General features: G+C 67.8%; 25 protein-coding genes and 1 tRNA gene. 12 read left to right on the top strand and 14 right to left on the bottom strand.

Annotated elements, in window-relative coordinates; translation table 11 throughout:
• Positions 1 to 82: 82 nt before the first annotated feature.
• Both ABOZ73_RS02560 and ABOZ73_RS02555 read left to right on the top strand, forming a co-directional pair.
• A complete protein-coding gene (locus ABOZ73_RS02560; RefSeq protein WP_369060456.1) occupies positions 83 to 286 on the top strand; it encodes a cold-shock protein in 204 nt (67 codons plus the stop codon).
• A gap of 59 nt (positions 287 to 345) precedes the next feature.
• The gene (locus tag ABOZ73_RS02555; RefSeq protein WP_369060454.1) at positions 346 to 1,101 is read left to right on the top strand and encodes a GNAT family N-acetyltransferase; all 756 of its coding nucleotides are present in this window, start codon (positions 346 to 348) and stop codon (positions 1,099 to 1,101) included.
• On the opposite strand, the gene ABOZ73_RS02550 is transcribed toward ABOZ73_RS02555, so the two are convergent.
• Genes ABOZ73_RS02550 through ABOZ73_RS02540 form a run of 3 tightly spaced genes read right to left on the bottom strand, consistent with a single transcriptional unit; the run spans position 1,080 to position 3,493 of the window.
• Positions 1,080 to 1,976 (bottom strand): DMT family transporter, encoded by an 897-nt coding sequence (locus ABOZ73_RS02550; protein ID WP_369060453.1) that lies wholly within the window; start codon positions 1,974 to 1,976, stop codon positions 1,080 to 1,082. The genes ABOZ73_RS02555 and ABOZ73_RS02550 overlap by 22 nt on opposite strands.
• A 31-nt stretch (positions 1,977 to 2,007) precedes the next feature.
• On the bottom strand, positions 2,008 to 2,859 hold the full coding sequence (gluQRS, locus tag ABOZ73_RS02545) for a tRNA glutamyl-Q(34) synthetase GluQRS (protein ID WP_369062471.1): 852 nt from the start codon (positions 2,857 to 2,859) through the stop codon (positions 2,008 to 2,010).
• A gap of 4 nt (positions 2,860 to 2,863) precedes the next feature.
• On the bottom strand, positions 2,864 to 3,493 hold the full coding sequence (locus tag ABOZ73_RS02540; protein WP_369060452.1) for a TetR/AcrR family transcriptional regulator: 630 nt from the start codon (positions 3,491 to 3,493) through the stop codon (positions 2,864 to 2,866).
• Positions 3,494 to 3,918: 425 nt separating this feature from the next.
• On the opposite strand from ABOZ73_RS02540, the gene ABOZ73_RS02535 reads away from it, so the two are divergent.
• Positions 3,919 to 4,482: an HNH endonuclease gene (locus tag ABOZ73_RS02535; RefSeq protein WP_369062470.1), complete on the top strand. Its 564-nt coding sequence runs from the start codon at positions 3,919 to 3,921 to the stop codon at positions 4,480 to 4,482.
• 129 nt (positions 4,483 to 4,611) lie between these two features.
• On the top strand, positions 4,612 to 5,490 hold the full coding sequence (locus ABOZ73_RS02530; RefSeq protein WP_369060451.1) for a hypothetical protein: 879 nt from the start codon (positions 4,612 to 4,614) through the stop codon (positions 5,488 to 5,490).
• Between the two features lie 30 nt (positions 5,491 to 5,520).
• Here ABOZ73_RS02530 and ABOZ73_RS02525 read toward each other — a convergent pair whose 3' ends face one another.
• A complete protein-coding gene (locus ABOZ73_RS02525; RefSeq protein WP_369060450.1) occupies positions 5,521 to 6,930 on the bottom strand; it encodes a hypothetical protein in 1,410 nt (469 codons plus the stop codon).
• A 206-nt stretch (positions 6,931 to 7,136) separates the two neighbouring features.
• Between ABOZ73_RS02525 and ABOZ73_RS02520 the strand changes: the two genes are divergently transcribed.
• Both ABOZ73_RS02520 and ABOZ73_RS02515 read left to right on the top strand, forming a co-directional pair.
• Entirely contained in the window at positions 7,137 to 7,463 is a 327-nt protein-coding gene (locus ABOZ73_RS02520) for a hypothetical protein (protein WP_369060448.1), read from the top strand.
• Positions 7,460 to 8,395: a TraB/GumN family protein gene (locus ABOZ73_RS02515; RefSeq protein ID WP_369060447.1), complete on the top strand. Its 936-nt coding sequence runs from the start codon at positions 7,460 to 7,462 to the stop codon at positions 8,393 to 8,395. Before ABOZ73_RS02520 ends, ABOZ73_RS02515 begins: the two co-directional genes overlap by 4 nt.
• A 3-nt stretch (positions 8,396 to 8,398) precedes the next feature.
• Here the strand turns inward: ABOZ73_RS02515 and ABOZ73_RS02510 are convergent, their stop codons facing one another.
• Genes ABOZ73_RS02510 through ABOZ73_RS02500 form a run of 3 tightly spaced genes read right to left on the bottom strand, consistent with a single transcriptional unit; the run spans position 8,399 to position 10,076 of the window.
• Positions 8,399 to 8,965, bottom strand: coding sequence for a demethoxyubiquinone hydroxylase family protein (locus ABOZ73_RS02510; RefSeq protein ID WP_369060445.1), 567 nt, complete (start codon positions 8,963 to 8,965; stop codon positions 8,399 to 8,401).
• Positions 8,962 to 9,483 (bottom strand): disulfide bond formation protein B, encoded by a 522-nt coding sequence (locus tag ABOZ73_RS02505; RefSeq protein WP_369060443.1) that lies wholly within the window; start codon positions 9,481 to 9,483, stop codon positions 8,962 to 8,964. The genes ABOZ73_RS02510 and ABOZ73_RS02505 overlap by 4 nt, the downstream gene beginning before the upstream one ends.
• Positions 9,477 to 10,076: a YqaA family protein gene (locus ABOZ73_RS02500; RefSeq protein WP_369060441.1), complete on the bottom strand. Its 600-nt coding sequence runs from the start codon at positions 10,074 to 10,076 to the stop codon at positions 9,477 to 9,479. The genes ABOZ73_RS02505 and ABOZ73_RS02500 overlap by 7 nt, the downstream gene beginning before the upstream one ends.
• A 122-nt stretch (positions 10,077 to 10,198) precedes the next feature.
• On the opposite strand from ABOZ73_RS02500, the gene ABOZ73_RS02495 reads away from it, so the two are divergent.
• From ABOZ73_RS02495 to ABOZ73_RS02485, 3 genes are read left to right on the top strand one after another with little or no spacing between them, the layout of a single operon-like run.
• A complete protein-coding gene (locus ABOZ73_RS02495; protein ID WP_369060439.1) occupies positions 10,199 to 10,480 on the top strand; it encodes a hypothetical protein in 282 nt (93 codons plus the stop codon).
• A 1-nt stretch (position 10,481) separates the two neighbouring features.
• Entirely contained in the window at positions 10,482 to 11,489 is a 1,008-nt protein-coding gene (locus tag ABOZ73_RS02490; RefSeq protein ID WP_369060437.1) for a fumarylacetoacetate hydrolase family protein, read from the top strand.
• The gene (locus tag ABOZ73_RS02485; protein ID WP_369060435.1) at positions 11,486 to 11,971 is read left to right on the top strand and encodes a MarR family winged helix-turn-helix transcriptional regulator; all 486 of its coding nucleotides are present in this window, start codon (positions 11,486 to 11,488) and stop codon (positions 11,969 to 11,971) included. Before ABOZ73_RS02490 ends, ABOZ73_RS02485 begins: the two co-directional genes overlap by 4 nt.
• Here the strand turns inward: ABOZ73_RS02485 and ABOZ73_RS02480 are convergent.
• The 3 genes from ABOZ73_RS02480 to ABOZ73_RS02470 form a co-directional block, all read right to left on the bottom strand.
• Positions 11,913 to 12,293, bottom strand: coding sequence for a (2Fe-2S) ferredoxin domain-containing protein (locus ABOZ73_RS02480; RefSeq protein WP_369060433.1), 381 nt, complete (start codon positions 12,291 to 12,293; stop codon positions 11,913 to 11,915). The genes ABOZ73_RS02485 and ABOZ73_RS02480 overlap by 59 nt on opposite strands.
• A gap of 38 nt (positions 12,294 to 12,331) precedes the next feature.
• Positions 12,332 to 12,763: an NIPSNAP family protein gene (locus tag ABOZ73_RS02475; RefSeq protein WP_369060431.1), complete on the bottom strand. Its 432-nt coding sequence runs from the start codon at positions 12,761 to 12,763 to the stop codon at positions 12,332 to 12,334.
• Between the two features lie 84 nt (positions 12,764 to 12,847).
• Positions 12,848 to 12,932, bottom strand: a tRNA-Leu gene (locus ABOZ73_RS02470).
• Positions 12,933 to 13,238: 306 nt separating this feature from the next.
• On the opposite strand from ABOZ73_RS02470, the gene ABOZ73_RS02465 reads away from it, so the two are divergent.
• Together ABOZ73_RS02465 and ggt are read left to right on the top strand one after the other, a co-directional pair.
• Positions 13,239 to 16,259: a TonB-dependent receptor plug domain-containing protein gene (locus tag ABOZ73_RS02465; protein ID WP_369060429.1), complete on the top strand. Its 3,021-nt coding sequence runs from the start codon at positions 13,239 to 13,241 to the stop codon at positions 16,257 to 16,259.
• 77 nt (positions 16,260 to 16,336) lie between these two features.
• On the top strand, positions 16,337 to 18,064 hold the full coding sequence (gene ggt / locus ABOZ73_RS02460; RefSeq protein ID WP_369060427.1) for a gamma-glutamyltransferase: 1,728 nt from the start codon (positions 16,337 to 16,339) through the stop codon (positions 18,062 to 18,064).
• 100 nt (positions 18,065 to 18,164) lie between these two features.
• Here ggt and ABOZ73_RS02455 read toward each other — a convergent pair whose 3' ends face one another.
• The 4 genes from ABOZ73_RS02455 to ABOZ73_RS02440 form a co-directional block, all read right to left on the bottom strand.
• Positions 18,165 to 19,202, bottom strand: coding sequence for a phytase (locus ABOZ73_RS02455; protein ID WP_369060425.1), 1,038 nt, complete (start codon positions 19,200 to 19,202; stop codon positions 18,165 to 18,167).
• Entirely contained in the window at positions 19,202 to 21,433 is a 2,232-nt protein-coding gene (locus ABOZ73_RS02450; protein WP_369060424.1) for a TonB-dependent receptor plug domain-containing protein, read from the bottom strand. Before ABOZ73_RS02450 ends, ABOZ73_RS02455 begins: the two co-directional genes overlap by 1 nt.
• A gap of 124 nt (positions 21,434 to 21,557) precedes the next feature.
• Positions 21,558 to 22,214 carry an aspartate/glutamate racemase family protein gene (locus ABOZ73_RS02445; protein WP_369060422.1) on the bottom strand — a complete coding sequence of 219 codons (657 nt, stop codon included), beginning with the start codon at positions 22,212 to 22,214 and terminating at the stop codon, positions 21,558 to 21,560.
• Complete coding sequence (locus ABOZ73_RS02440; RefSeq protein ID WP_369060421.1) at positions 22,211 to 23,215, bottom strand: D-cysteine desulfhydrase; 1,005 nt, start codon at positions 23,213 to 23,215, stop codon at positions 22,211 to 22,213. Before ABOZ73_RS02440 ends, ABOZ73_RS02445 begins: the two co-directional genes overlap by 4 nt.
• Before the next feature lie 123 nt (positions 23,216 to 23,338).
• Between ABOZ73_RS02440 and ABOZ73_RS02435 the strand changes: the two genes are divergently transcribed.
• Positions 23,339 to 23,899, top strand: coding sequence for a hypothetical protein (locus tag ABOZ73_RS02435; protein ID WP_369060419.1), 561 nt, complete (start codon positions 23,339 to 23,341; stop codon positions 23,897 to 23,899).
• Positions 23,900 to 23,914: the final 15 nt, after the last annotated feature.

The following is a 23,914-nucleotide window of genomic DNA, read 5'->3' as shown; positions in this document are numbered from 1 at the left end:
TGCGATTGACCGTCACGTTCTCGCGTGCACAGCTTCGCCCCGCGCAATTCTGACGCGCGCAAAGTTAGGGAGACGGCGACACATGGCCACCGGTACGGTCAAGTGGTTCAACACCACCAAAGGCTACGGCTTCATCCAGCCCGAAAACGGCGGCAAGGACGTTTTCGTCCATATCAGCGCGGTTGAGCGGGCGGGCATGAGCTCCCTGAACGACGGTCAACGCGTCAGCTACGAAGAGCAGGAAGAGCGCGGCAAGGTCGCCGCCGTGAACCTCCAGGCCCTCTAGGGCGTCTTCAGACGACACGTTTCAACGGGCGCCGGTCATCCGATCGGCGCTCGTTTCGTTTGCGGAGCCCTCCTCTGAAAGTCGATCCCAAGGTTCTCGAGCCCATCGCCGACCGGGCCTGGCCCGCGGCGGAGCAGCTTCGCATGGGCGGTTGGCGGCTGAACGCCTCGGTCGGTTTCTCCCAGCGCATCAACGCCTGCTGGCCCTTGGGCCGTCCCGACCGCCGGGCTCCGGCCGCCATCGAGGCGGTTGAGAAGTGGTACGCCTCACGAGGTCTCGCCCCCCGTTTCAAGCTGACCGACGGCGCGACGGCGCCGCGCACGCTCGCCCAGCAGCTAGAGAAGCGCGGCTACTGTCCCCGCAACCGCACCCTGGTCATGGTCGGCCCCTGCGTGGGGCGGGCGGACCAGGGCGTTCTGATCGAGCCTCGCCCTGACCAGGCGTTCGAGGCGGTGTTCACCGCCACCGCCGGCGGCAACCTGGCCGACGCGCGGGAGCGGTTGGACGCCCTGCGACGCATCGGCCCGCCGGCCTTGTTCGCGCGGATCGAGGGCGCCGAAGGCCCCGCCGCCATCGGCGCCTCGGCGGTCGAGGGAGAATGGGCCGGCGTCTTCGCCATGCGCACCGCCCCCGATCATCGCCGCAAGGGGCTGGCGCGGCGGGTGCTGTCGTCGCTGCTGCACGCGGCGGCGGGAGAGGGCGCGACGCGGGCCTATCTTCAGGTCGAGGCCGACAACGCGCCGGCCATCGCCATGTACGAGGCGGCGGGCTTCGCGACCGCCTACACCTACGCCTACTGGGTGACGGGGAGCTGAGGGCGGCGGGCGCTGGCCCACTGGGCCAGGACCACGGCGGCCAGGACGATGGTCCCGCCCAGGATCTGCTGCGCGGTCAGGGCTTCTCCGAACAGCACCCAGGCGATCGTCCCTGAAAACGCCGGCTGGATCAGCACCGTGACCGCCGCCACCGCCGTAGGCACGCGGCCCAGGGACCAGGCTATGGCCCCCTGGCCGATCACATGGGTCAGCGCCAGGCCGATCAGCGCCCACAGGCCCGCTTGGGTGGCCGGCAACAGCGGCTCGCGCATCACCATCACCACCACCAGCAAGGCCGCCGCGCCGGCCACGCTCGACCAGAACATGATCGCCGAGGTGGTGCTCTTGGCGCGGCCGGCGCGCGTGGCCAGCAGATAGCCGGCGTACCAGGCGGCGGCGATGGTCGCGAGCGTGTCGCCGAGCAAGGGGTTGGGGCCGGGCGTGCGGACCACGCCGCCGCCCAGGGCCATGATCACCGCCCCGCTGATGGCGGCGGCCAGTCCGACCAGGAACAGCGCCCGCGGCCGCTCACGGAACAGCAACCAGCCGATGACGGTCACATAGATCGGCGCCAGATTGCCCAGCACCGTCGCGTTGGTCACTGAGGTGAAGCCCAGCGAATAGTGCCAGAGCGCCAGGTCGCCGCACAGGAACAGGCCGGCCAGCAGGCCCGGCAGCGTCGGCTTGGTGAGCGAGGCCGCGTCGCGGTTGGCGACCATCAGGACCGCCAGGATGGGCGCGCTGAACGCCAGCCGCCAGAAGCCGATGGCCGCCGGACCGGCGTCGGCCAGCCGCACCCAGATGGGCGTCAGGCTGATGGCGCAGGCCCCGAACAACAGGGCGGCGTAGGCGGTCCAACGTGGGGCGGCGGTCATGCCGCTGGGCTAGGCCGTTCCCTGGACAAGCTCAAGCGAAACCCAACTCGGCGCGCAGGTCCTGCGGCCGCACGCCGCGCTCGCGCAGTTCGGCCAGGGTCTCGGCCAGGTCGCGCTTGGCGTAGCGCTTGCCGTCCGGCCCGGTCAGCAGGTGATGGTGGCGATAGGCGGGCGTCGGCAGATCGAGCAGGGCCTGCAGCAGGCGCTGGATGTGCGCCGCCTCGAACAGGTCCTCGCCCCGGATCACCTGGGTGACGCCCTGCAGGGCGTCATCGACCACCACGGCCAGATGATAGGCGACGCCCACATCCTTGCGCGCCAGCACCACGTCGCCGGCCGAGGTCGGGTCGGCCAGGATCCGGCCAGTCTCGCCATTCGGTCCTGCGCCGTGCTCTTGGAAGATCAGGCCGTCGAACCCGCCCAGGAAGTCTTCCGCCGCCGATAGCGACAGCCGCCAGGCGAACGGCTTGCCCGCCTCCAGCAGGGCGGCTTGCTCGCCCGCAGCTAAAGGCGCGCCGCGAAATCCCTCGCCGGCGCCATGGGGGGCGCTGGCGGCGGCCTCGGCGATCTCCTTGCGGGTCTTGAAACAGCGATAGAGAAGGCCCTTGCCGCGCAGCACGTCCAGGGCCGCCTCGAAGTCGTCCATGTGATCGGACTGCCGCCGCACCGGCTGCTCCCAGGACAGGCCGAGCCAGGCCAGGTCCTCCAGCAGCGCCGCCTCGTACTCCGGCCGGCAGCGGACCCGGTCGATATCCTCGATGCGCAACAGGAAGCGGCCGCCGGCCTCGCGCGCGGCCTCGAAGGCCGTCAGGGCCGAGAAGGCGTGTCCGCGATGAAGCCGCCCGGTAGGGGACGGGGCGAAGCGGGTGACGAAACCGGGCAGGGCCTTAGCCCTTCATGACCTTGGCGAACATGCCCAGGTGCTCCAGCACCCCGCGCAGAAAGGCCTCCTCGCCGCCGAGCTCCTTCTTCAGGGTCTCGAACTGGCGAAAGCCGCTCATTTCCGCCAGGCCATGAGCCGCGCACCAGGCGGCGATGGTGGCCAGCTCCAGGTCCAGCGGCGTCGCGCCCTCCAGGCCCGCCTGCACCAGGGTGTTGCGGACGGTGCAGTAGGCGCTGTCCTCATCGTCATGCAGGTGGTCCGGCATGGCGTCCTTGTCGCGCGAGCAATCGGACATGACGCGGTACAGGGCCGGATTGGCCCCGGCGAACTTCACATAGGCGACGCCCAGGGACGCCATGGCGTCCTTGACGTCCACGGCTTTGGACTTGGCTTCCTTCAGCGCCTCGGCCAGGGCCTCGAAACCCTCGTGGGCCACCGCGTCGAGCAGTTCGCCCTTGTCCTTGAAGTGGTGATAGGGCGCCGCCGGGCTGACGCCGGCCTCGCGCGCCACGCCGCGCAGCGACAGCGCCGCCGGGCCGTCCGTCTCCAGAATCCGGCGCGCGGCCTCGATCAGGGCGCGTCGCAAATCCCCGTGGTGATAGGGGCGGCTTTCGACGGGGGCGGGCTTGTTCATCGTCACTACTCTAGTGGCTGATCCGGACGTCGTAAAGTTCATCTTGACAACGTTCAGATGTGCGCTATCTAAGCATCGTCCAGATAGGGCGGTGCCTCGAACGGTCGAGGCGCCAATAACAGGGGCCCGCCCAAGCGGGTCCGAACTTTGGAGTGTGTGTCATGCTCAACGCTTTCGAACGTGCTTTCGACCGTAGCGCCGCGGTCTATCTTCTCGCCCTGGGCCTGCTTATGGCCGGCGCGGTTGCGGCGATCGGCGCCTAAAGCGCTCGAAAAGAGGGGGCGGCAGGCGTCGGTCACTCGCCTGTCGCCGAAAAAGGCCTATCCTTCACGGGTGATCGGGGATCGATGTGATTCTCCGAGAGCGGCGTAGGGAAGGAGACCTGTCTTCAGTCCTGTGGCGTACATCCCTCTTCGGCGGAGGGTCTGATGCAGGTGCTCACGAGGCCCCCGTCAGGCGCACCCGCCCTCGTGCTGAACGCGGACTTCCGCCCGCTCAGCTACTACCCCCTGTCGCTCTGGCCGTGGCAGGAGGTGATCAAGGCGGTGTTCCTTGATCGGGTCGACGTGGTTTCGACCTACGACCACGTGATCCATTCCCCGTCCTTCGAGATGAAGCTGCCGAGCGTCGTGGCGCTGAAGCAGTATGTGACTCAGGACCGCCCCCCCGCCTTCACCCGCTTCAACCTGTTCCTGCGCGACAGCTTCTCCTGTCAGTACTGCACCTCGACGGACGAGCTGACCTTCGACCACGTCATTCCGCGCTCGCGGGGCGGGCGCACGACCTGGGAGAACATCGTCACCGCCTGCGCGCCCTGCAATCTCAGTAAGGGCGGCCGCACGCCGCGCGAGGCCGGAATGCAGCCGCACTACACGCCGCGCCGCCCGAACATGCACGAGCTGCAGGAGCGGGGACGCCGATTCCCGCCCAATCACCTGCACGAAAGCTGGCTCGACTACCTCTACTGGGACATCGAGCTGGAGGCGTAAGAGCTTACTTATTTCGGCGCGTGAAAGCTAATGGTGCTCTCGTCGCGAAACCTTCGCCAATAATCGCGGGGTTCGGGCGGGGCGTTTGATCATCTTGCGAGCTGGAAGCTTAGCAAGAGACCCAAGCCAATGCGCACGCTGCTCGCCAGCCTCCTTCTTCTCGCTGGCGTTCCCGCCATGGCCGACGATGACCTCACCGGCCTGTCCGACGAGTTCAACGGAACCGAGCTCGCGGGCTGGACGCGGTTCGACGAGGTATATGGCTGGCCGGACAAGCTGAAGGCCGTGGACCTGGGCAAGACGACGCCCGGCGCGCTGCATCTGGAGCCCTATGACGTGGCCTGGGTGCGGGACCTGAATGCGCCCTTCCTGTTCAAGGAGGTGCAGGGCGACTTCGACGTCCGCGCCCGCGTGCGGGTGAAGGGCGCTGAAGGCGACATTCCGGGCGGCACGTGGTCCCTTGGCGGGCTGATGGCCCGCGTCCCGAACAGCTCCACCGCCGCCGACTGGCGTCCACGGGCGGAGAACTGGCACTTCATCACTACCGGTGTCGGTCACGCGCCGGGCCGGCAGATGACCGAGACCAAATCCACCGTCAACAGCTATTCGTCCCTGAAGCTGCGGCCGTTCCCGACCGGCTGGGTCGAGTTGCGCCTGGTGCGCATGGGCATGGTGATGGTCGCCTTGGCCCGGCCCGAGGGGCAGGCCAAGTGGCAGGTGCGGGACCGCTTCTATCGCATGGAGTTCCGGCCGCAGATGCAGGTGGGGCTGATCGCCTACACCACCAGCCCGGACACGCGCCCTACCGGGCCGGAAAACCCCGAGGTCATCAACCGTTCGGTCGACAAGGCCGCCCGCGTGGACATGCGGATGGATGTCGACTGGATTCGTTTCTCGCGACCCAGGCTGAAGACCCCCGCCGATTGGGTGGAGCAGGTCAGCGGCGGCAATCCGATGGCCGATCCTAACCTCAGCGAAGAGGCGATCCTGGAGGCCGTGGGAAGCTGAGCGCGCCCGAAGGCGCGCTCAGGCCCAGGATCAGCCGAAGTGGATATCGCCGGCCATTTGCGGGCCGTTGGCGACCGTCAGACCGGTGACGCCGGCCAGCATGACCAGGCCGTCCTCCATATCGAGTTCGGCCTTGTCGTTCTGGTGGAACACGTAGGTGTTCCCGTTCCACTCGAACACGCTGTTCTTGCCCGCCGCCGTCTGGCCGGCGACGACCGTCAGCGCGTCCTGCAGCGTGGCGCCGGCGCGCCAGAGATGGGCGGTCTGGATGTCGAGCTTGGCGCCCGAACCCAGCTTGGCGTCGAAGCCCACGTGATCCTTGCCCGCCTCGAAATCGGTGATGATCGCGGTCGGGATGATGTCCGGCACGATCCCATGATTGTGCAGCGGGCCGAAGCTGGTGACCTGCACCCAGTCCTGGCCGGTCCCGGTGGTGATCTGGCCGTCAGCGCCGCTGACGGTGATGATGTCGTTGCCGGAGCCGGCGTCGATGTCGCCGCGGGTCAGGCCGCCGCTGATGGTGATGATGTCGTGGCCAGCGCCGGTGGAAATGCTGGCGCCGAGGGCCAGACCGGTCTTGCTGATGATGATGTCGTCGCCGTCGGTGGCCAGGGCGCGGACGTTGGACGAAGCGTCCGGCTTGTTCACCGCGACCTTCCAATCGTTCTCGATCACGACGCGGCCGCCAGGCAGGCCGGGATCGGCTGCTCCTCCAGGCGCGTAGTCGCCGCCGGGACCCCAGTTCGCCATGAAGCGCGCTGAGCTGGGCGCGTCGCCGTCCCCGGCGATGTCGAGCAGCAGGTTCCTGGTCGCCTGGGCGTAGGGGCCGACATCGGACTTGACCGCTTCGGCCAGCAGCCAGCCCACCAGGGCGGCCTTGGTCCCCAGACCGTTCAATCCGTCGCCGCCGTACGACGCGAAGTAGGCGGCGCGTTCCGGCGTCAGCATCGCCGAGAATTCAGCATCGGTCTTGGTCGTGCCGAAAATCTCGCCATAGGCCTTCTTCAAGGCCTCAGCCAGGGTCAGAGGGGCGAAATCCGATCTGAACTTCGTCATCGCCGAAGGCTCGGTCGCGATGCTGACAGCGAAGTTGATGTAGCGATTTTCGAGACTGAAACCCTTGTAGTAATCCGAGTTCAGGCTGTTGGGGTTCGAACCGTACGCCGAGACCAGATAGTTCAATCCGCCGCCGGTCACCGAGGTGTCGGTCATGAAGCCGTAGGCGGCTATCGCCACGGCGGAGGTGGCGTTCACCGAGTCCAGAATCCAGGCCAGGGCCCCGTTGAAGTTCCAGCCCGTGCCGACCAGGCCGGCCTTACCGGCGTCGATGCCGTCGGCCATCATCTTCAGTTGGGCCGAGGCGTCGGACGACAGGGGCTTGTCGGTCGGGATGCGATGCAGGTTGCGGTAGATGGATTCAAGCGTGCTTTGCGTGGACATCAATACTCTCGCGACTGTCCGTTCCAGCGCCCCTCAACGCAGAACAATGATCTTCCAAATGCATGTATAGCAATTACTGAACATGAAGCGCAAGGGGGTGTGGACAACGGTCAAGCTGCCTCGCTTTGGTCAACTTCGGACGCAGATATGCCCCTCGGGGGTGCTTCGGACCCCCGCTTGAGTCAGTTCAGTTACAGGGAGGGGCCATGGGGACCCGCCAGCTCGATTTCACCGGTCAGTCCGGCGCCGTCTATCGCTACATGCCGCTGGAGGAGGACCGGGTATCGCCCATGGGCGGCAACTATCTTTACGTCCGGCTGGCCGGGGCCCATGTGACGGTAGTCTACGCTGGCGAGACCGAGAACCTCTACAAGGGGCACCGCGAACGATGGGAAGAGGCCAAGTCCGCCTTCGGCGCCACCCACGTCTTCACGCGCCTGAACGTCTCGGGCGCGGTGCGCCGGGCCGAGAAGGCCGATGTGGTCCAGCAGCATGTGCCGCCGATGAACAAGGGCGAAGTTTCCGCCGATTGATCCTCGCCGTCGTGGCGGCGCTCGGCTTGTCGGGCGCCGCCCACGCGCAGGATGTCGCTCCCCCCGAGGGCGGAAGCGCGGTTGTCCAGGAACTCGAAGTGGTCGCCCGTCCGCCCGGACCCGCCCTGTGGCGTGTCCGCCGAGGCGAATCCGAAGTGGTCATCTTGGGCGGGCTGACGCCGTTGCCGCACAGTCTGGAATGGTCGTCGCCGCGACTGGATCGAGCGTTGAAGGACGCCCGGCTCGTCCTGCTGCCGCCGAAGGCCAGCGCCTCGCCGTTGGAGGCCGCGCGGCTGCTGCTGCGCTATCCGTCGCTGAAGACCAGGAACCTGCGCGCCGGCCTGCCGCCGGAGCTGCGGGCGCGGGTCGAGCGCACGGCGGCGTCCATCGGCAAGGACCCCAAGAAATACGACAGCTGGAAGCCCGGCGTGGCCGGCTTCATGATGCTGGAGGATTTCCGCGAGCAGGGCGGCCTGTCCTCGGCCAAGCCCGGCAGCACCCTGGCGCGCCGCGCCAAGGCTGCGGGCGTGACCGCCAAGCCGATCGAGGATTTCAAGGCCTCGTCCCTGATGAAGGCCGCCGCCAACCTGCCGCCACAGACACACATCGCCTGCCTGACCGCCGCCCTGGACGAGATCGACCACGAGGCGGCCAACGCCCCGCAGGCCGCCCGCGCCTGGGCGCGCGGCGACCTGGCCGGGGTTCGGGAACGCGCCGCGCCGGCGCTGCTGGACGCCTGCCTCCAACAGGTCCCGACCTTCGGCGTCCTGCTGGAGCGCGGCACGGCCGAGGCGGTGTCGGACATCGAAAAGGCCCTGGCCAAGCCGGGGCGGACGATCGCGGTGATCGACCTGCAGTACCTGCTGCGGCGCAACGGCGTGCTGGATCGGCTGAGGGCGCGCGGCGCGGTCGTCGACCTGCCGCCGCAATAGGCCTCAGATCTTCTCGGCGACCTTGATGGCGGCCTTGCAGCCGGCCTTGATCGCCGCCGACAGCAGGGGATAGCCCGGCGCTTCGCGGGCGCCTTCCTCGACCGCGTGGTCGCGGTGCATCAGTTCGTCATCGCGGAACTTGGTCAGTTCGGCGGCAAGCTCGGGATCACGGTCCTTCAGCTCGGCGATCTGGGCGGCGTAGTGGCCCTCGATCACCGTCTCGACCGCCTCGGTGCAGGCATGGGCCGCCTTGTCGCCCATCAGGGCCGTGCCCGCGCCCAGGGCGAAGGCCGCCGCGCGCCAGAACGGCGTCAGCAGGGTGGGGCGCACCTGGTGCTCGGTCAGCAGTTCGTCGAAGCGCGCCAGGTGCTCGGCCTCATGCTGCTCCATCTCGGACAGCTGGCCCGCGATGCGGCCATGTCCCTTGGCGCCCTTCAGCACGGCCTGCTGGCCGCGATAGATCTGCACCGCCGCCAGCTCGCCCGCGTGGTCGACGCGCAGAATCTCCGCCAGCCGGGCGCGCGTGGCGCCAATGCCGGGGCGGGACGGGATGGGGCGTTCGCTGCTCATGCCTTGCGGCCTTTCAGGGCTGCGGCCAGGGACCAGCCGGCCAGCTTCAGCGAGATAAGCACGTTCCAGCCGGCCATGGACAGGCCCAGGAACACCCAGGCCGCCGTGTCGCAAGCCGGCGGGCGGATCTTGGCCGTGCCGTTCATCAGCGCCGTCAGGTCGCTGGCCTGAAGCGCGCCGCTCCCGCCGCCGCCGCAGACGCTGGGGCCGGTCCACCACTTCCATTCCGCGCCGGCGTGATAGGCCGCCAGGCCCGCGCCGAACAGGAAGATCGCCGCCAGCAGAGAGTTGAACAGCACGCCCGTCCGCGGGTTCGGCTTGAACCGCGCCAGGACCAGCGCCAGGGCCGAGACGCCCATGGCGACCCAGAACACCTCGCGCTGTTTCAGGCACAGATAGCAGGGGGCGTAGCCGCCGATCCGCTCGAACCCATGGGCCGTGGCCAGCATGGCGGCCGAGGTCAGCAGCGCCACCAGCGGCCAGTTCTTCAGGCAAAAGGCGATCAGGCGTCTCAGCATGCCGCCGGAGCCTCCCCTCCGATGAAGTGGCCGACGGCGAAGCCGCCCAGCAGCAGGACGATGAACAGGATGGCGAACAGGCCCAGGCGCTTTTCGATCACCGGCAGCATGGCGGGGCCGAATTTCTTGACCACGGCCGCGACCATGAAGAAGCGGGCGCCGCGCGTGATCACCGAGGCGGCGATGAACACGGGCAGGCTGAACTGCGCCAGTCCGGAAGCGATGGTCACCAGCTTGTAGGGAACGGGGGTCAGGCCCTTGATCAGGATCAGCCACACGCCCCACTGGGCGTACCAGCACTGATACTCCTCCAGCCCCGAAGCGTGGCCCGTCAGGGTCAGCATCCAGCGGCCGAAGTCCTGCAGGAAGAAGCCGATCAGGTAGCCGGCCATGCCGCCCAGCACCGAGGCCGCCGTGCACAGCCCCGCGTAGAACCAGGCGCGCTCAGGCTTGGCCAGCACCATGGGGGCCAGCATCACGTCCGGCGGAATCGGGAAGAACGAGCTTTCGGCGAAGGAGACGGCGAACAGGCTGGCGGGCGCGCGGCGCGACGCCGCCAGACCCATGACCCAGTCGTACAGGCGGCGAAGCATCAAGATTCCGTCGAACAAGGCTGAACGGCCCCTTAGCTAGCAGGGCGTCCGACGCTTGTCTCCCCGCGTCTAGGTGCTCTAGATGCCGATATGAACAGACTCAGCGTCCACGCGCCGCCGCAGTGACCGACGCCCCGCACGATCCCGACCTCCAGGCCATGGCCGACGACGAACTGTCGCGCGCCTGCACCCTGTCCTGGCGCGAGCTTTCCAGGGTGACCCCCTGGGGCGACACCTTCGAAGGCGTCGCGCCGGGCGGCCGCTATGTGGAGGTGGAGCGCAACTACATCTGGGCTCAGGAATCCGGTGGGGACATCCTGGTCGAAATCGTGGTTTCTGGCGGAGCGTCCCGCTATGCGCAGGGCGCCAGGGCGAGCAGAATAATCAAAAAGGGAAATGCCTGACGTGAAGCTAGCATCCTTGAAATCCGGCCGTGACGGCCGACTGGTCGTGGTGTCGCGCGATCTCGCCTGGTGCACGACGGCCGCCGCCTATGCGCCGACCCTGCAGGCCGCGCTCGACGACTGGGAGCAGATCGCCCCGCAGCTGGAAGCCCTGGCCGAGAGCCTGGAGCACGGCTCGGTGCCGCGCGAGCGCTTCCACGAGCATGACGCCGCCTCGCCCCTGCCGCGCGCCTATCAGTGGGCCGACGGTTCGGCCTATGTGAACCACGTCCAGCTGGTCCGTCAGGCCCGCGGCGCGGACATGCCGGAAAGCTTCTGGACCGATCCGCTGATGTACCAGGGCGGCTCCGACGGCTTCCTCGGCCCGCGCGACGACATTCCGCTGAAGGACGAGGCCTGGGGCTGCGACCTGGAGGGCGAAGTGGCCGTGATCGTCGGCGACGTGCCCCTGGGCGCGACCCGTGAGCAGGCCCTGGCGGCGATCCGCTTGGTCATGCTGGTCAACGACGTGTCCCTGCGCAACCTGATCCCCAACGAGCTGGCCAAGGGCTTCGGCTTCTTCCAGTCCAAGCCGGCCAGCGCCTTCTCGCCGGCGGCGGTCACCCCGGAAGCCCTGGGCGACGCCTGGAAGGACGGGCGTCTGCACGGCAAGCTGGAGGTCGAACTGAACGGCAAGTCGTTCGGCGAGGCTGACGCCGGCGTCGACATGACCTTCGACTTCGGGACCCTGGTGGCCCACGCCGCCAAGACCCGCGCCCTGGCGGCCGGCACGATCATCGGCTCCGGCACGGTCTCCAACCGTGGCGAGGACGGCGGCGCCGGCAAGCCGGTCAGCGAAGGCGGCCTCGGCTATTCCTGCATCGCCGAGGTGCGGACCATCGAGACCATCGCCAACGGCAAGCCGACGACGCCGTTCCTCAAGCACGGCGACACCGTCCGCATCGAGATGCGCGACGCCAAGCGCCACACGATCTTCGGCGCCATCGAACAGCGGGTCTCTCCCGCATGAGCGAGACGGCCGGGGCGGAGCAGGGCGTCGGGCTGAGCCTCGACGACTACCTGCCGTTCCGGCTGTCCATCGCCTCCAACGCCATCTCCAAGCTGATCGCGCGGGCCTATGAGGACCGCTTCGGCCTGACCGTGCCCCAGTGGCGGCTCATCGCCGTCCTGGCGGAACAGCCCATGACCCAGCAGGCGATGGTGGTTCGCACCGTCATGGACAAGGTGATGGTCAGCCGCGCCGCCCAGGCCCTAGTCGCCCGCCGCCTTGTCGTCCGTTCGGCGCACGAGGCGGACGGCCGCTCGCACGTCCTGACCCTCAGCGACGAGGGGCGGCGTCTCTATGCCGACGTCGCGCCCCTGGCGAAGGAATACGAGGCCGCCCTGCTGACGGGGGTGGAGCCGCAAGAGGTCGCGGCGCTGAAGGGCCTGCTTATTCGGCTGGAGGCTGCGGCGGCGCGGCTTTCGGACGAGGATCCGCCTCGGGCCTAGCCGTCCGCGCGCCCGTCAGGCCCAGGCTGTCCAGCACCTGCGGCATGGCCGCACCGCGCGGCACGACCCGCCAGGTCTTCGGATCGGCGGCGTTGATCGCCACCACCGCGCCCTTGGGACAGATGTCCAGGCAATCGACCTCGATCACCGCCGCGCCGTCCTTGCGGTGGTCGCCCTTGCCGCCGCGCAGCTCGCGCCGCAGGGCCTTGGCCAGGGACTTGTCGCCCTTGGCGCCGAAGCCGCCATCCAGCTTCTTGGAACACTTGCGGCAGACCAGCACCACCTCGGCCCAGTCGGCGCGAACCTGTTTGATCCGGCTCATGCCGAACAGATCGTGAGCGTGGCCGGCGGCGGCAAGGGTCAGGCCGGCGGACGCGGCGAATAGTCGGTCAGGCGCAGAACCCGTTCCTCGATCTCGCCGACCAGCCGGCCGTGCCGCGCCGCCGTCCGCCGCTTGATGGCGGCCCACTCCTCGTCGGCCATGAATTGAGCCCAGCGGTCCTTCATCGTCGCCTCGTCGGGCCATTTCAGGATGTAGACGAACTCGGTGCGGGCAGGGGTCTTGGCCTCCCACATGGCGACGATGTCGAAGCCATGCCGCTCCATGATCCGCACCGCATGATCGCGGAACCGCTCGTGGAAGGCGGCCTTGTTGCCTTCGAAGATCTCATAGACCCGAAGCTGGTGGATCGGGCTCGCCTCGGCGGCGGCAAGGGCGGGAAAGGCCGGCAGGATCGCCGTCACGCCCATCAGCAGGCGTCGGGTGAGCCGGATCGTCGACCTGGCGGACATGCGCGCCTCCCGCTGAGCTTCAGCGGAAAGAGAAGCGCCCCAGAGCATGTCCATATTGCGGCGTTCGCCGCCGGTTTGAAGATTTGGTGCGGGCGGTCGGGGTCGAACCGACACTCCTTTCGGAACCGGATTTTGAGTCCGGCGCGTCTACCAGTTTCACCACGCCCGCAAGGCCCTGGATCGGCAGGGCGATCCGTTTAGCAACTCCCCCGACCGGACGCCAGCCGCCTGTCGGAAACTCGCGTCAGGAAATTCAATCGCAGATTGCTTTGACGTTTTCATTTCGCCGGAGGTCGCGAAAATGGTGACTAAAAAGACGCACCCGCAACCCTGAGTGGCCCCGACGCGCCCCTATTCACCAAATCGGATGAGGGAGGGGAGTCAGCTTGCGTCTCGGTCTTACCGAGAAGCTGGTCTGCTTAAAGGGGGCAGGCCAGCGGCTTTGCAACACAGAGTAAAAGTCGAGGGGAACATCATGAACAATAATCGCAAGGGGCGCTCGCTCCTGTTGATGAGCACCGCGCTCAGCGTCGCCGTCATGGCGGGCGGCCAGGCCTGGGCCCAGGACGACGCGGCGATCGAGGAGATCGTGGTCGTCGGCACCCGCATCGAAGGCTCCAAGGTCACCGCGGCTCTGCCCGTGACCGTGGTCGGCGAGCAGGACCTGGACGCGATCAGCGCCGTGTCGGGCGATGAACTGTTCCGCGCCATCCCGCAGATGGGCGACGTCAACTACAACTCGTCCTACCTGCCGAACTCCTCCAACTCGGCGCGCGGCGACATCGGTTCGGTGAACCTGCGCAATCTGGGCTCGGGCAACACCCTGGTCCTGCTGAACGGCCGCCGCGTCGTGGCCCACCCGACCAGCCAGGCCGACGGCCTCAGCCTGGTGCCGACCATCACCTACAACACCAACGCCATCCCCACCTCGGGCCTGAAGCGGCTGGAAGTGCTGCGTGACGGCGCCGCCGCCCTCTACGGCTCGGACGCCGTGGCCGGCGTCGTGAACACCGTGCTGCAGGACAACTACGACGGCGCTGAGGTCGAGGCGACCTACGGCGCGGCCGAAGGCACCAACATGGAGGAGTACAACTTCACCGCCCTGTTGGGCCGCAACTTCGAGCGCGGCAACGTCACGGCCTTCTTCACCTACGACAAGCGGACGGAACTGCGCTCCACGGACCAGGAGTTCACCGCCTCGTCCGACCGTCGTCCGCTGTTCGCCGGCACGCGCTTCGACGGCGCCGCCAGCCTGGACAGCCGCACGACCCAGACCGCCTGGGGCAACTTCACCGCCCGTTCGGCCGTCCGCCGCAACGGCGCGCTGCTGACCTCCGCCGCCGGCGCCTTCCACATCCAGCCGACCAGCTACGCCGGCTGCCTGGCGAACGTTACGGGCCAGGCCTGCATCGACGACGCCGCCCTGGCCACGGCGGGCGCGGAACGCGACCTGCGCTTCGACACCGGCGCCGCGGGCGTGTCGGTCATGCCGGCGCTGAAGCGTTCGAACCTGTTCCTGACCGGCAACTACGAGCTGACCGAAGGCGTCACCGCCTTTGGCGAACTCGGCCTCTACCGCGCCGACACCGAAGCCTGGCAGACCCCGGTCTATACGACGACCGCCCAGGTCCTGACCGCGCCGGGCTCGAACTATTACAACCCGTTCGGCGCCACCGGCCTGCCGGGACGCCTTGCGGGCATCGACGCCCCGGCCGCCGGCGTGGGCGTCACCCTGACGGCCTACAACTTCGTCGATACGGGCAACGCCCTGGTCGAGGTCGCCAACGCCCAGAACCGCTATCTGGCCGGCCTGAAGGGCGAGAAGTTCGGCTTCCGCTGGGAGACCGCCGCGCTCTATTCGTCGGCCAAGGTCGAGGACGTCTCCGACGGCCTGTCCGCCACGCTGGTCCAGCGCCAGCTGGGCCTGTCGACCCCGGACGCCTACAACCCGTTCAACGGCGCGGATGCATCCCGCACCAGCGTCGGCGACGCCACGCCCAGCAGCCAGGCGGCCATCGACGCCATCAAGGTCAAGAGCCAGCGCACCAGCAAGAGCACCCTGGCCCTGTGGGACTTCAAGGTCTCCAAGGCCGACCTGTTCGCCCTGCCGGGCGGTGATCTGGGCATGGCCGCCGGCGTCGAAGTGCGCCGCGAAACCCAGAAGGACGACCGTGACGCCCGCGTCGACGGCACGACCAAGTTCACCAACCCGATCACCGGCGTCGTCTATGACAGCGACCTGATCGGCACCAGCCCGTCGCCGGACACCAAGGGTTCGCGCGAAGTGGCCTCGGCCTATATCGAGTTCGCCGTGCCGGTGATCTCGCCCGAGATGAACATCCCGCTGGTCCGCAGCATCGAGGCGCAGTTCGCCGGCCGCTACGAGCACTTCTCGGACGTGGGCGATGTGGCCAAGCCGAAGATCGCCGTGGCCTGGGACGTGTTCGACGGCCTGCGCTTCCGCGGCTCCTGGGCTCAGGGCTTCAAGGCTCCGAACCTGGAGCAGGTGAACGCCACCCTGGTGACCCGCTCCAACACCCGCACCGACTGGGTCCGCTGCGAGGCTGACTTCCGCGCTGGCCGCATCACCAGCTTCGCCAACTGCGCCCGTTCGAACAGCACGCCGGAGCTGCGCTCGGGCAACCAGAACCTGAAGCCGGAAGAGTCCGAGAACACCAGCGTCGGCGTGGTCTTCGAGCCGCGCTTCCTGCCCAGCGAGATCGGCCGCTTCACCTTCACGGCCGACTACTGGCGCATCAAGCAGGAAGGCATCGTCGGCCTGTTCGGCGGCGGCAACGCCTTGGTGCTCGACTACCTGCTGCGCACCCAGGGCCAATCCAACCCGAACATCCTGCGCGCCGCGCCCACGGCTGACGACATCGCGGCCTTCGCCAACACGGGTCTGGCCCCGGTCGGCCAGGTGCTGGGTGTTCAGGACCAGTACGTGAACCTGCTGCCGCAGGAAGCGCGCGGCCTCGACATCGGGGTCATGTACCGCCTGTACGGCACCAAGTTCGGCGACTTCGACGTCAACTTCAACGCCGCCCACCTGATCAAGTTCTACCAGGCTCCGTCGCCGGACGTGGCCGCCTTGATCGACGCCCGCGCGGCCGGCCAGATCAACGCCGGCACCACCCTGTCGGGCGGCGGCGACCTGCTGAAGCGTCGCGGTCGTCCGGAGTGGAAGCTGTCGGCCTCGGCGACCTGGCGCTACGAGCAGTTCACCGTCGGCGCCTTCACCCAGTACATCGACGACGTGAACGACACCGACCTGCTGGATTCCGCTGGCATGCCGTGGGTCGTGGACTCGCAGATCACCGCGAACCTCTACGCTCAGTATGAGTTCGAGGGCGGTTGGGCGCAGAACACCCGCCTGCGGATCGGCGCCCGCAACCTCACCGACGAGAAGCCGCCGCTGTCGTCGGACGGCTACCTGGGCAACCTGTACACCCCGTACAGCCGCTACTGGTACGTCAACGTCCGCAAGAGCTTCTAAGTCCGGACTGCTTCGCTCCCGCCGGCCCAGCCGGCGGGAGTTTCTGTTTCAATGCTTCGCGTAATCGGGAGTGCCCCATGAAGCCTGGTCGTTTCGGCCGAATGCTCGTCGCCGGCGTGGCGGCGATCACCCTGCAGACCGCCGCGGTCTCGCCCGTCCTCGCCCAGGCCGGCTCGGGCGGCGACATCGTCGGCTACGGCCAGATCCACAACCCGACCATTGGCCGCCAGGGCATGGTCGTGGCCCAGAACACCATCGCCGCGAAGGTCGGGGCCGAGATCCTGCGCCAGGGCGGCAACGCGGTGGACGCCGCCGTGGCCGTGGGCTTCGCCGAGGCGGTGACCCTGCCGCGCGCCGGCAACCTGGGCGGGGGCGGCTACATGGTCGTCCACATGGCCAAGACCAACCAGACCATCACCATCGAATATTACGGCGAGGCGCCCAAGGCGACGACGCCCGACCTGCTGCTGGGCGCGAACGGCCGCTCCGACCCCAACAAGATCGCCTCGTTCAAGGGCGTTTCGACCCCCGGCACGGTCGCCGGCCTGTGGGCCGCCCACAGCCGCTTCGGCAAGCTGCCCTGGAAGAAGGTCGTCGAGCCGGCGGTGAAGCTGGCCCGCGACGGCGTGATCCTCACCGACGACGAAGCCCAGGCCACCGCCGCCCGCCAGAAGGCGATGGCCCGCGATCCGGGCGCGACCAAGGCGTTCTTCAAGGCCGACGGCTCGGCCTATAAGGCGGGCGAGCTGTTCAAGCAGCCGGACCTGGCCTGGACCCTGGCCCAGATCCGCGATGGCGGTCAGGACGCCTTCTACAAGGGCGCCGTGGCCAGGAAGATCGTCGATGGCATGAAGGCCAATGGCGGCGTCATGACCATGGAGGACCTGGCCGCCTACAAGGCCAACGTCGCCGACCCGATCTGGTCCAGCTATCGCGGCCTGAAGATCGCCTATATGCCGCCGACCGCCTCGGGCGTGACCCTGGCCGAGGTGATGAACGTCCTCGAACACTTCGACATGCCCAAGCTGGGCTGGAACAGCGTCGCGTCCATGCACGTGATCTCCGAGGCGATGAAGATCGGCTGGGCCGACCGCGCCTTCGTCGGCGGTCCGCCTCAGTGGAAGACCCCGGTCGCCGGCCTGGCCAGCAAGGCCTACGCGGCTGAGCGCGCCAAGCTGATCTCCATGGACAAGTCGCTGACCACCTCGACCTTCAAGGTCGGCGATCCGTACAAGCACGAAAGCCCGGACACGACCCACTTCTCCGTGGCCGACGCCGAGGGCAACGCGGTCAGCAACACCTATACGATCTCGTCGTCCTACGGCGCGCACGTGGTGGCGCCGGGGACGGGGGTCCTGCTCAACAACTCCATGGGCAACTTCGCCTGGGGCGTGCGCGGCGAGGATAGCGAGGCCAACCGTCCGGCGCCGGGCAAGCGGGTGGGCTCGACCATCACGCCGCTGATCGTCTTCAAGGACGACAAGCCCTGGCTGGTCACCGGCACCCCGGGCGGCGGCTACATCATCGCCACCATGGCCCAGCTGCTGGTCAATGTGATCGACCACAAGCTGAACATCGCCGAGGCGGCCATGCGCCCGCGGATCAACCAGTCGGGCATCGACGGCCCGCTGGAGCTGGAGGAGGGGATCCCGCAGGATCTCGTCCCGCTGCTGGAGGCCAGGGGCCACAAGGTCACCAGGTCGATGACCATGGGCAGCACCCAGTCGATCATGATCGAGAACGGGCTGTTCTACGGCGCGGCGGACACCCGCCGGCCGGACGCTCTCGCCATCGGCGTGAAGTAAGAAAAAAGGGCCGCCGGATGATCCGGCGGCCCTTCATCCATTTCGTCGTCGAAGTATCCGATTTCGTGGTCGAATTCTCCTCGGCGCCGTATCCGAATTCCTACAGTCCCAGGGCCGCCTTAATGCGGTTCCAGGACGTCAGCTTGAAGTTCTGCGGATCGGGCCGGTTGTCGCCGTCCTGGGCCACGAAGATCCCGCCCGGAAAGTCCGGCCCGAAGTCGCCGACCGCCAATTCCAGCCCGTCGGTTTCCTGAACGCTTTCAGAGCCTTCGCCGCCAATCCGGAAGCGCCCCACATAGGCCGCGTCCTCCAGCTTGTAGACCGCGAACGCGTTGTCGCCCTGGCTCGAAGCGATCAGCCAACCGCCCGTCGCGCCCTCGGCCGCGATGGCCAGGCCCTCGACATCATCGAACTGCTTGATGCGGTCCACCTTGGCGAACGCCGTGGCGGTGGTCGGCGCGGTCGCGGCGGCGTCGAAGCTCCACACGCCCACATCTTCCTCGCCCACATAGAGCTTGCCCGTGCGGTCGTCGGCCACGCAGCCTTCCGACTGCGTGCCCAGCTTCAGGGTGCGGACCACCTTGCCCGTCGGCGCGGCGCCCGAGGCGTCCAGGGCCACCTGGGCGATCGCGCCGTCCTTCATCACCAGGAAAGCGTAGACCGCCTGGTCCGCCGCGCGCCACATGCACAGGCCATAGGCCTCGCCCGCCACACCGGGAACCTTGCCCAGCTCGGTCAGCAGGCCGGTGGGCGCCAGGCTGAACAGGGCCAGGGCGCCGTTCAGCGGATCATTGCGGTCGCTGGCGACGACCAGCACGCCCGGCTTGCCGTTGATCGTCACGCCATCGCGCAGGTCGACATTGTTGACCCGCCCAGCCGCCTTGAAATCCCGACGCTTGCCGTCGAGGCCATAGACCACCAGGCCGGCCTTCTTGTCGGTGGCGACGATCAGGCTGGCGGCCGGATCGGCGGCGTTGCGCCAGATGGCGGGATCGTCGGCGGCGTCGTCCACGGACTGCACCGGATCGGTCTCGCGGACCATGGCGACGTTGACGGTCGGCGTCTTGTCCGGGCCAGGGCCCGTGGCGCAGGCGGCCAGAGCCGCCGCCGAGGCCGCGATAAGGAGGAGATTGCGCATCAGAAGGCCACCCGCAGGGTCACTTGATACAGCGCGCCCGAGCGTTCGCTTTCCAGCTCGCCCTCGTCGATATCGCCGTTGGCGCGGTTCTCAAGGATCTCCTCAACCGAGTCGCCGTCATACTTGCGGAAGGTTTCCTTCTTTTTCTTGTCCAGCAGGTTCATGCCGGCGAGGCGGACCACGACGTTGTCGCCGATGCGCTTCTCGATGAAGGCTTCCATGTCGGCGGTGTAGGCGACCTTGACCGTCTCATCCATGGCCGATTCGTAACCGGCCGAGCGGCTGTAGGCGCTGGCGCCGAAGCTGACGCCCCAATCGCGCACCGTATGGATGAAGCCGACGTTGTAGACGTGGTGCGGCTGATTGGTGAACCGGCGGTCTGCGCCGGTGAAGGGATCCTCCACCGAGCTGTCCATGAAGGTGTAGTTGGCGAACAGACCCGTGTCGGGCAGGCCGATGATCGTCAGCGGCGACGAGAAATCGACCTCCACGCCCCACGTCTGGCCCGAGCCGATGTTGCGCGGCTCGTAGATATTGCCCAGCCCCGACGACGAGGTCTCGCTTGTGCCGACCACTTCGATCAGGTCGCTGACATCACGGTAGAAGATGTTGACGCCGAAGATGCCTTGGGCGCCCAGGCGACGCTCATAGCCGACGTCGAGGCCCCAGGCCGTTTCGTCGACCAGACGCGGATTGCCGCGCAGATCGTCGTCGTCCGTCGGCTCCTCCTCGGCCAAGTACGGGATGATCAGGTCGTAGCCGGCGCGGCGCACCGTGCGGGCCAGCGAGGCGCGGAACTGGTCCTCGCTGTTGGGCGTGTAGGTCAGGTGGAACGAAGGATTCCACTGGGTCTTGCTGTAGCTCACCGTGCCAAGGTCGCTGGTGATGTCGCGGTCGGTGTTCTCGACGCGCAGGCCGGCGTCGAAATTCCACTGGTCGTTCGGCGTGAAGGTGTAGCGGACATAGGGATCGATCCGCGTTTCCTTGATCCCATAGATCGCGCCCGGCGCGGGGTCCGCGTCGCCGACCTCGCCATCATCGATGTCATACTCGACCTCGGCGCCCTCGCGCTCCTTGCGCAGAAGATCGACGCCGACCTTCAGCTTGGACGTGGAGAAGTTCCAGGCGTAGGCGGCGCCGCCGGAGTACTCATCGTCGGTGATGTCGAGGGTGGTGTATTCGTCGAGCTCCAGTTCGCTCAGGTCACCGCCCACGACCAGACGGGAGTTGGTGTCCTCGCGGAAGCCGGCCCAGCCGATGTTCGCGGTCAGCACGCCGCCCGCCAGATCGAACTTGCCGTCGGCGCTGAATTGATAGGTCTGCTGCGAGATGCGCTCGGCCTGAACCTCGGCTTCGTCCAGTGCGGTGAAGCGTCCGCCGCCGGCGTCAACGTAGGTGAGCGAGGTTTCGTCCTCGTCCCGATCCGTATCGACCACCAGGCCGCTCAGGCGGATTTGGCCGGTATCGAAGCGATGAGTCAGTTCCGCGTTGGCCGAGAGGTCGACGCCGTCTCGGGTGTCGTCCTGACGTTCTATATTGTCCAGCTCGCTGAACGTGCCGTCGTAGCGCCAGCTGGTCTTCTTCTTGGGATTGCGACGACCTTGGTAGTTGAGCGCGCCCCAGAAGCTGGTGTCGCCGACCGTGCCGGCATAGGCCACCGCGCCAGAGGGGCGGACCTTGCCGTCTTCGTTGATCAGGGCGCCGGCCTTCACGAAGCCGCCCTCGAGCTGCGCGCCTTCCTTGAGGATGACGTTCAGCGAGCCGGCCAGGCCCTCGCTCGGCTGGTCGGCGCGCGGCGAGCGGATGATCTCGATGCGCTCAACCAGTTCGGCGGGAATGCGATCGACGAAGAAGCTGCGGTCAGCCTCACCGCCCGGCGCCCGCCGGCCGTTGATCAGGACCTGCGTGTAGCCTGGCGGCAGGCCGCGCATGGACACGCCGTCGAACTCCAGCACGTCGGAAGTGAAGGTCACGCCCGGAACGCGCTTCAGCATTTCGCCCACCGACACCGGCTCGAAACGCTGGAAGTATTCCAGGTCGTAGGACAGGACGGGGTTCGGATCGCTGGTGCGGTTGCGGAACGCGATATCGCCGGTGACGATCACCTGTTCGACCGTGGTCGCTTCCGCAGCGGCGTCGGCGGCCTCATCGGCGCGAGCAGCGCCGCTGATCGCCAAAGCCGCGGTGGTGGCCAGCAGCCAAGTGCGTGCCCGGAAATTGTGATGTGACATCGTCGCCCCCGTTGGTGGTGTCTCGGGGCCGAAATGACCGAACTTCATGACAGTGCGGATACGCCTCTGTGAAGCTTGGATGTCACATGACGGCTTTCCTGGAACTGTGCTTTCGAGGACCCGGTCAGTCCCTGCAGACCGCGACGCAGCGCTTGGCGAGCGCCTCGGTGGCGTCGATGAAGGGGGCCGCCATATCCGCCGGCGCGAGCACCAGCGGAACCTCCGTGCAGCCGGCGATCACCGCGTCCGCACCGTCGTCCAGAAGAGCGGCTGCCAAGGCGGTCATCTCGTTGCGGACCGCCAGGTCGCCGGCCTTGATGCGGTAGATCAGGCCCATGAACGCCGCCTGCGCCTCGTCGCCCAGGACTACCGGCTCCAGGCCCATGTCCGTCAGGCGCCGGCGATAGAGCGCGACCGCCGACGGCGTTCCCAGCACGCCCGGACGCGTCGCGCCCGCGGTGCGGGACGCTTCACCGGCCGTCTCGATCATGTCGATGAACGGCAGGCCGCCGGCCTTGATGTGCTCTGCGAAGGCGTGGGCGGTGTTGCACGGCATGGCCAGCACCTGCGCCCCGGCGTCGCGCAGACGCGCCGCCATGTCGCCCAGCATCGGACCCGCCGCGCCGCTCGTGTTCCGGTCCGGAATATGGGGGTTCATGTCCATCAGGACGCGGACGTGATCCTGATCGCGGACCGCGGGCGTCGCCGCCTGCAGCTTGGCCAGGAAATCCACCGTCGCGGCCGGGCCCATGCCGCCGAGAACGCCAAGGATCCTGCTCATTGGCCGAGCGCGGGCTCCAGCTCGGTGTGATAGCCGAACAGACCCTGGGCGCCGCCGGTGTGCAGGAAGACGACGTTCTCGTCCTTGAACACGCCCTGGCGGGCGAGGGCGATCAGGCCCTTCATGCCCTTGCCCGTATAGACGGGATCGAGCAGCAGGGCCTCGGTCCGCGCGGCCAGTTTCAGGGCGTCGATGACCCCGTCGTCGATCAAGCCGTAGCCAGCGCCGACATAGCCGCAGTCGGCGACGACCATCTCGCGCTTCACCGCATCGCGATGGCCGAGCAGGGTGGCGGTCTCAACCGCCAGCTTGAAGACGTTGGCTTCCTGGGTCTCCTTGGGGGCGCGCACGCCGATGCCAAGGACCGGGATGCTGGCCCCGCTGACCGCCAGGCCGGCGACGAGGCCGGCATGGGTGCCGGCGCTGCCGGTGGCGGTGACGATGCGGTCGATCCTGAGGCCCTGGGCGTCGGCCTGGCGGACCAGTTCAAGAGCACAGTCGACATAACCCAGTGCGCCGATCGCGTTCGAACCGCCGCCCGGTATCACATAGGGCTTGCGGCCCTGGGCCAGCAGGTCGTCGGCGATCTTGGCCATCTCGCCGTTCATGTCCGAGCCGCCCGGCACGGTGCGCAGCGTCGCGCCCAGCAGGCGGTCCAGCAGCACATTGCCGGAACCCACATAGTCGGGGTTCGTGGACCCGGTCCGATCCTCCAGCACGATCTCGCACTTCAGGCCGTGACGCGCCGCGGCGGCAGCCGTCTGGCGCACGTGGTTGGACTGGATGGCGCCCTGGGTGATCAGGGTGTCGGCGCCCTTGGCCAGGGCGTCGCCGAGCAGAAACTCCAGCTTGCGGGTCTTGTTGCCGCCGCCGGCCAGGCCGGTGCAGTCGTCGCGCTTGACCCACAGCTTCACGCCCAGGTCCGCGCCCAGCCTCGGCAGGGGCTCCAGCGCCGTCGGGAGGTGGGCGAAACGGGCGCGGGGAAAGCGGGCGAGATGCATGGGAAAAATCCTGAAAGACCTGCTCAGCCAGCTATCACGACAACCTCCGGGGCAGAAGCTCAGCAGCTTTGGAGATTTCGGCTAAGAGGCGCATAATTCAGAAAAAATCTAAGGGAGACGTCCATGTACAAGTCCCTGCTCATTGCAGGCGCCGCCGCTGTCGCGGCCCTTGCCTTCGCGTCCGCTTCCCAGGCCTCGGTCCTCGTGGTCGGCCAGACCCTGGCGGGCGGTTGCTCCAAGGCGGCCATCGCCGGTTTCGACGACAACGATTCCCTGCAGATGTGCGAGCGCGCCCTGCGGGAAGAGGCGATGACGATCGAGGATCGCGCCGCCACCCTGGTCAATCGCGGCGTCATCAAGCTTCGTCGCAAGGAATACGCGCCGGCCGGCGCCGACTTCGACGGCGCTCTGGCGCTCAATCCCCGTCTGGGTGACGCCATGATCAACCGCGCCGCCATCCTGATCGCTGAAAGCCGCTTCGCCGAGGCGGTGGCCGAGATCGACAAGGGCCTGGCCCTGCAGATCGAGACCCCGGAAAAGGCGTTCTTCAACCGGGGCATCGCTCATGAGGGGATGCGGGACCTGACCGCCGCCTATCATGACTACGCCAAGGCCGCCTCGCTGAACCCCGCCTGGGACGCCCCGAAGGCGGAGCTGGCCCGGTTTACGATCCGCAAGCGATAGGCATCCGGAACGACG

Origin of the sequence: Caulobacter sp. 73W (genome assembly GCF_041021955.1) — a bacterium.
Classification (GTDB): domain Bacteria; phylum Pseudomonadota; class Alphaproteobacteria; order Caulobacterales; family Caulobacteraceae; genus Caulobacter.
This window is presented reverse-complemented; position numbering and strand designations above follow the sequence as displayed.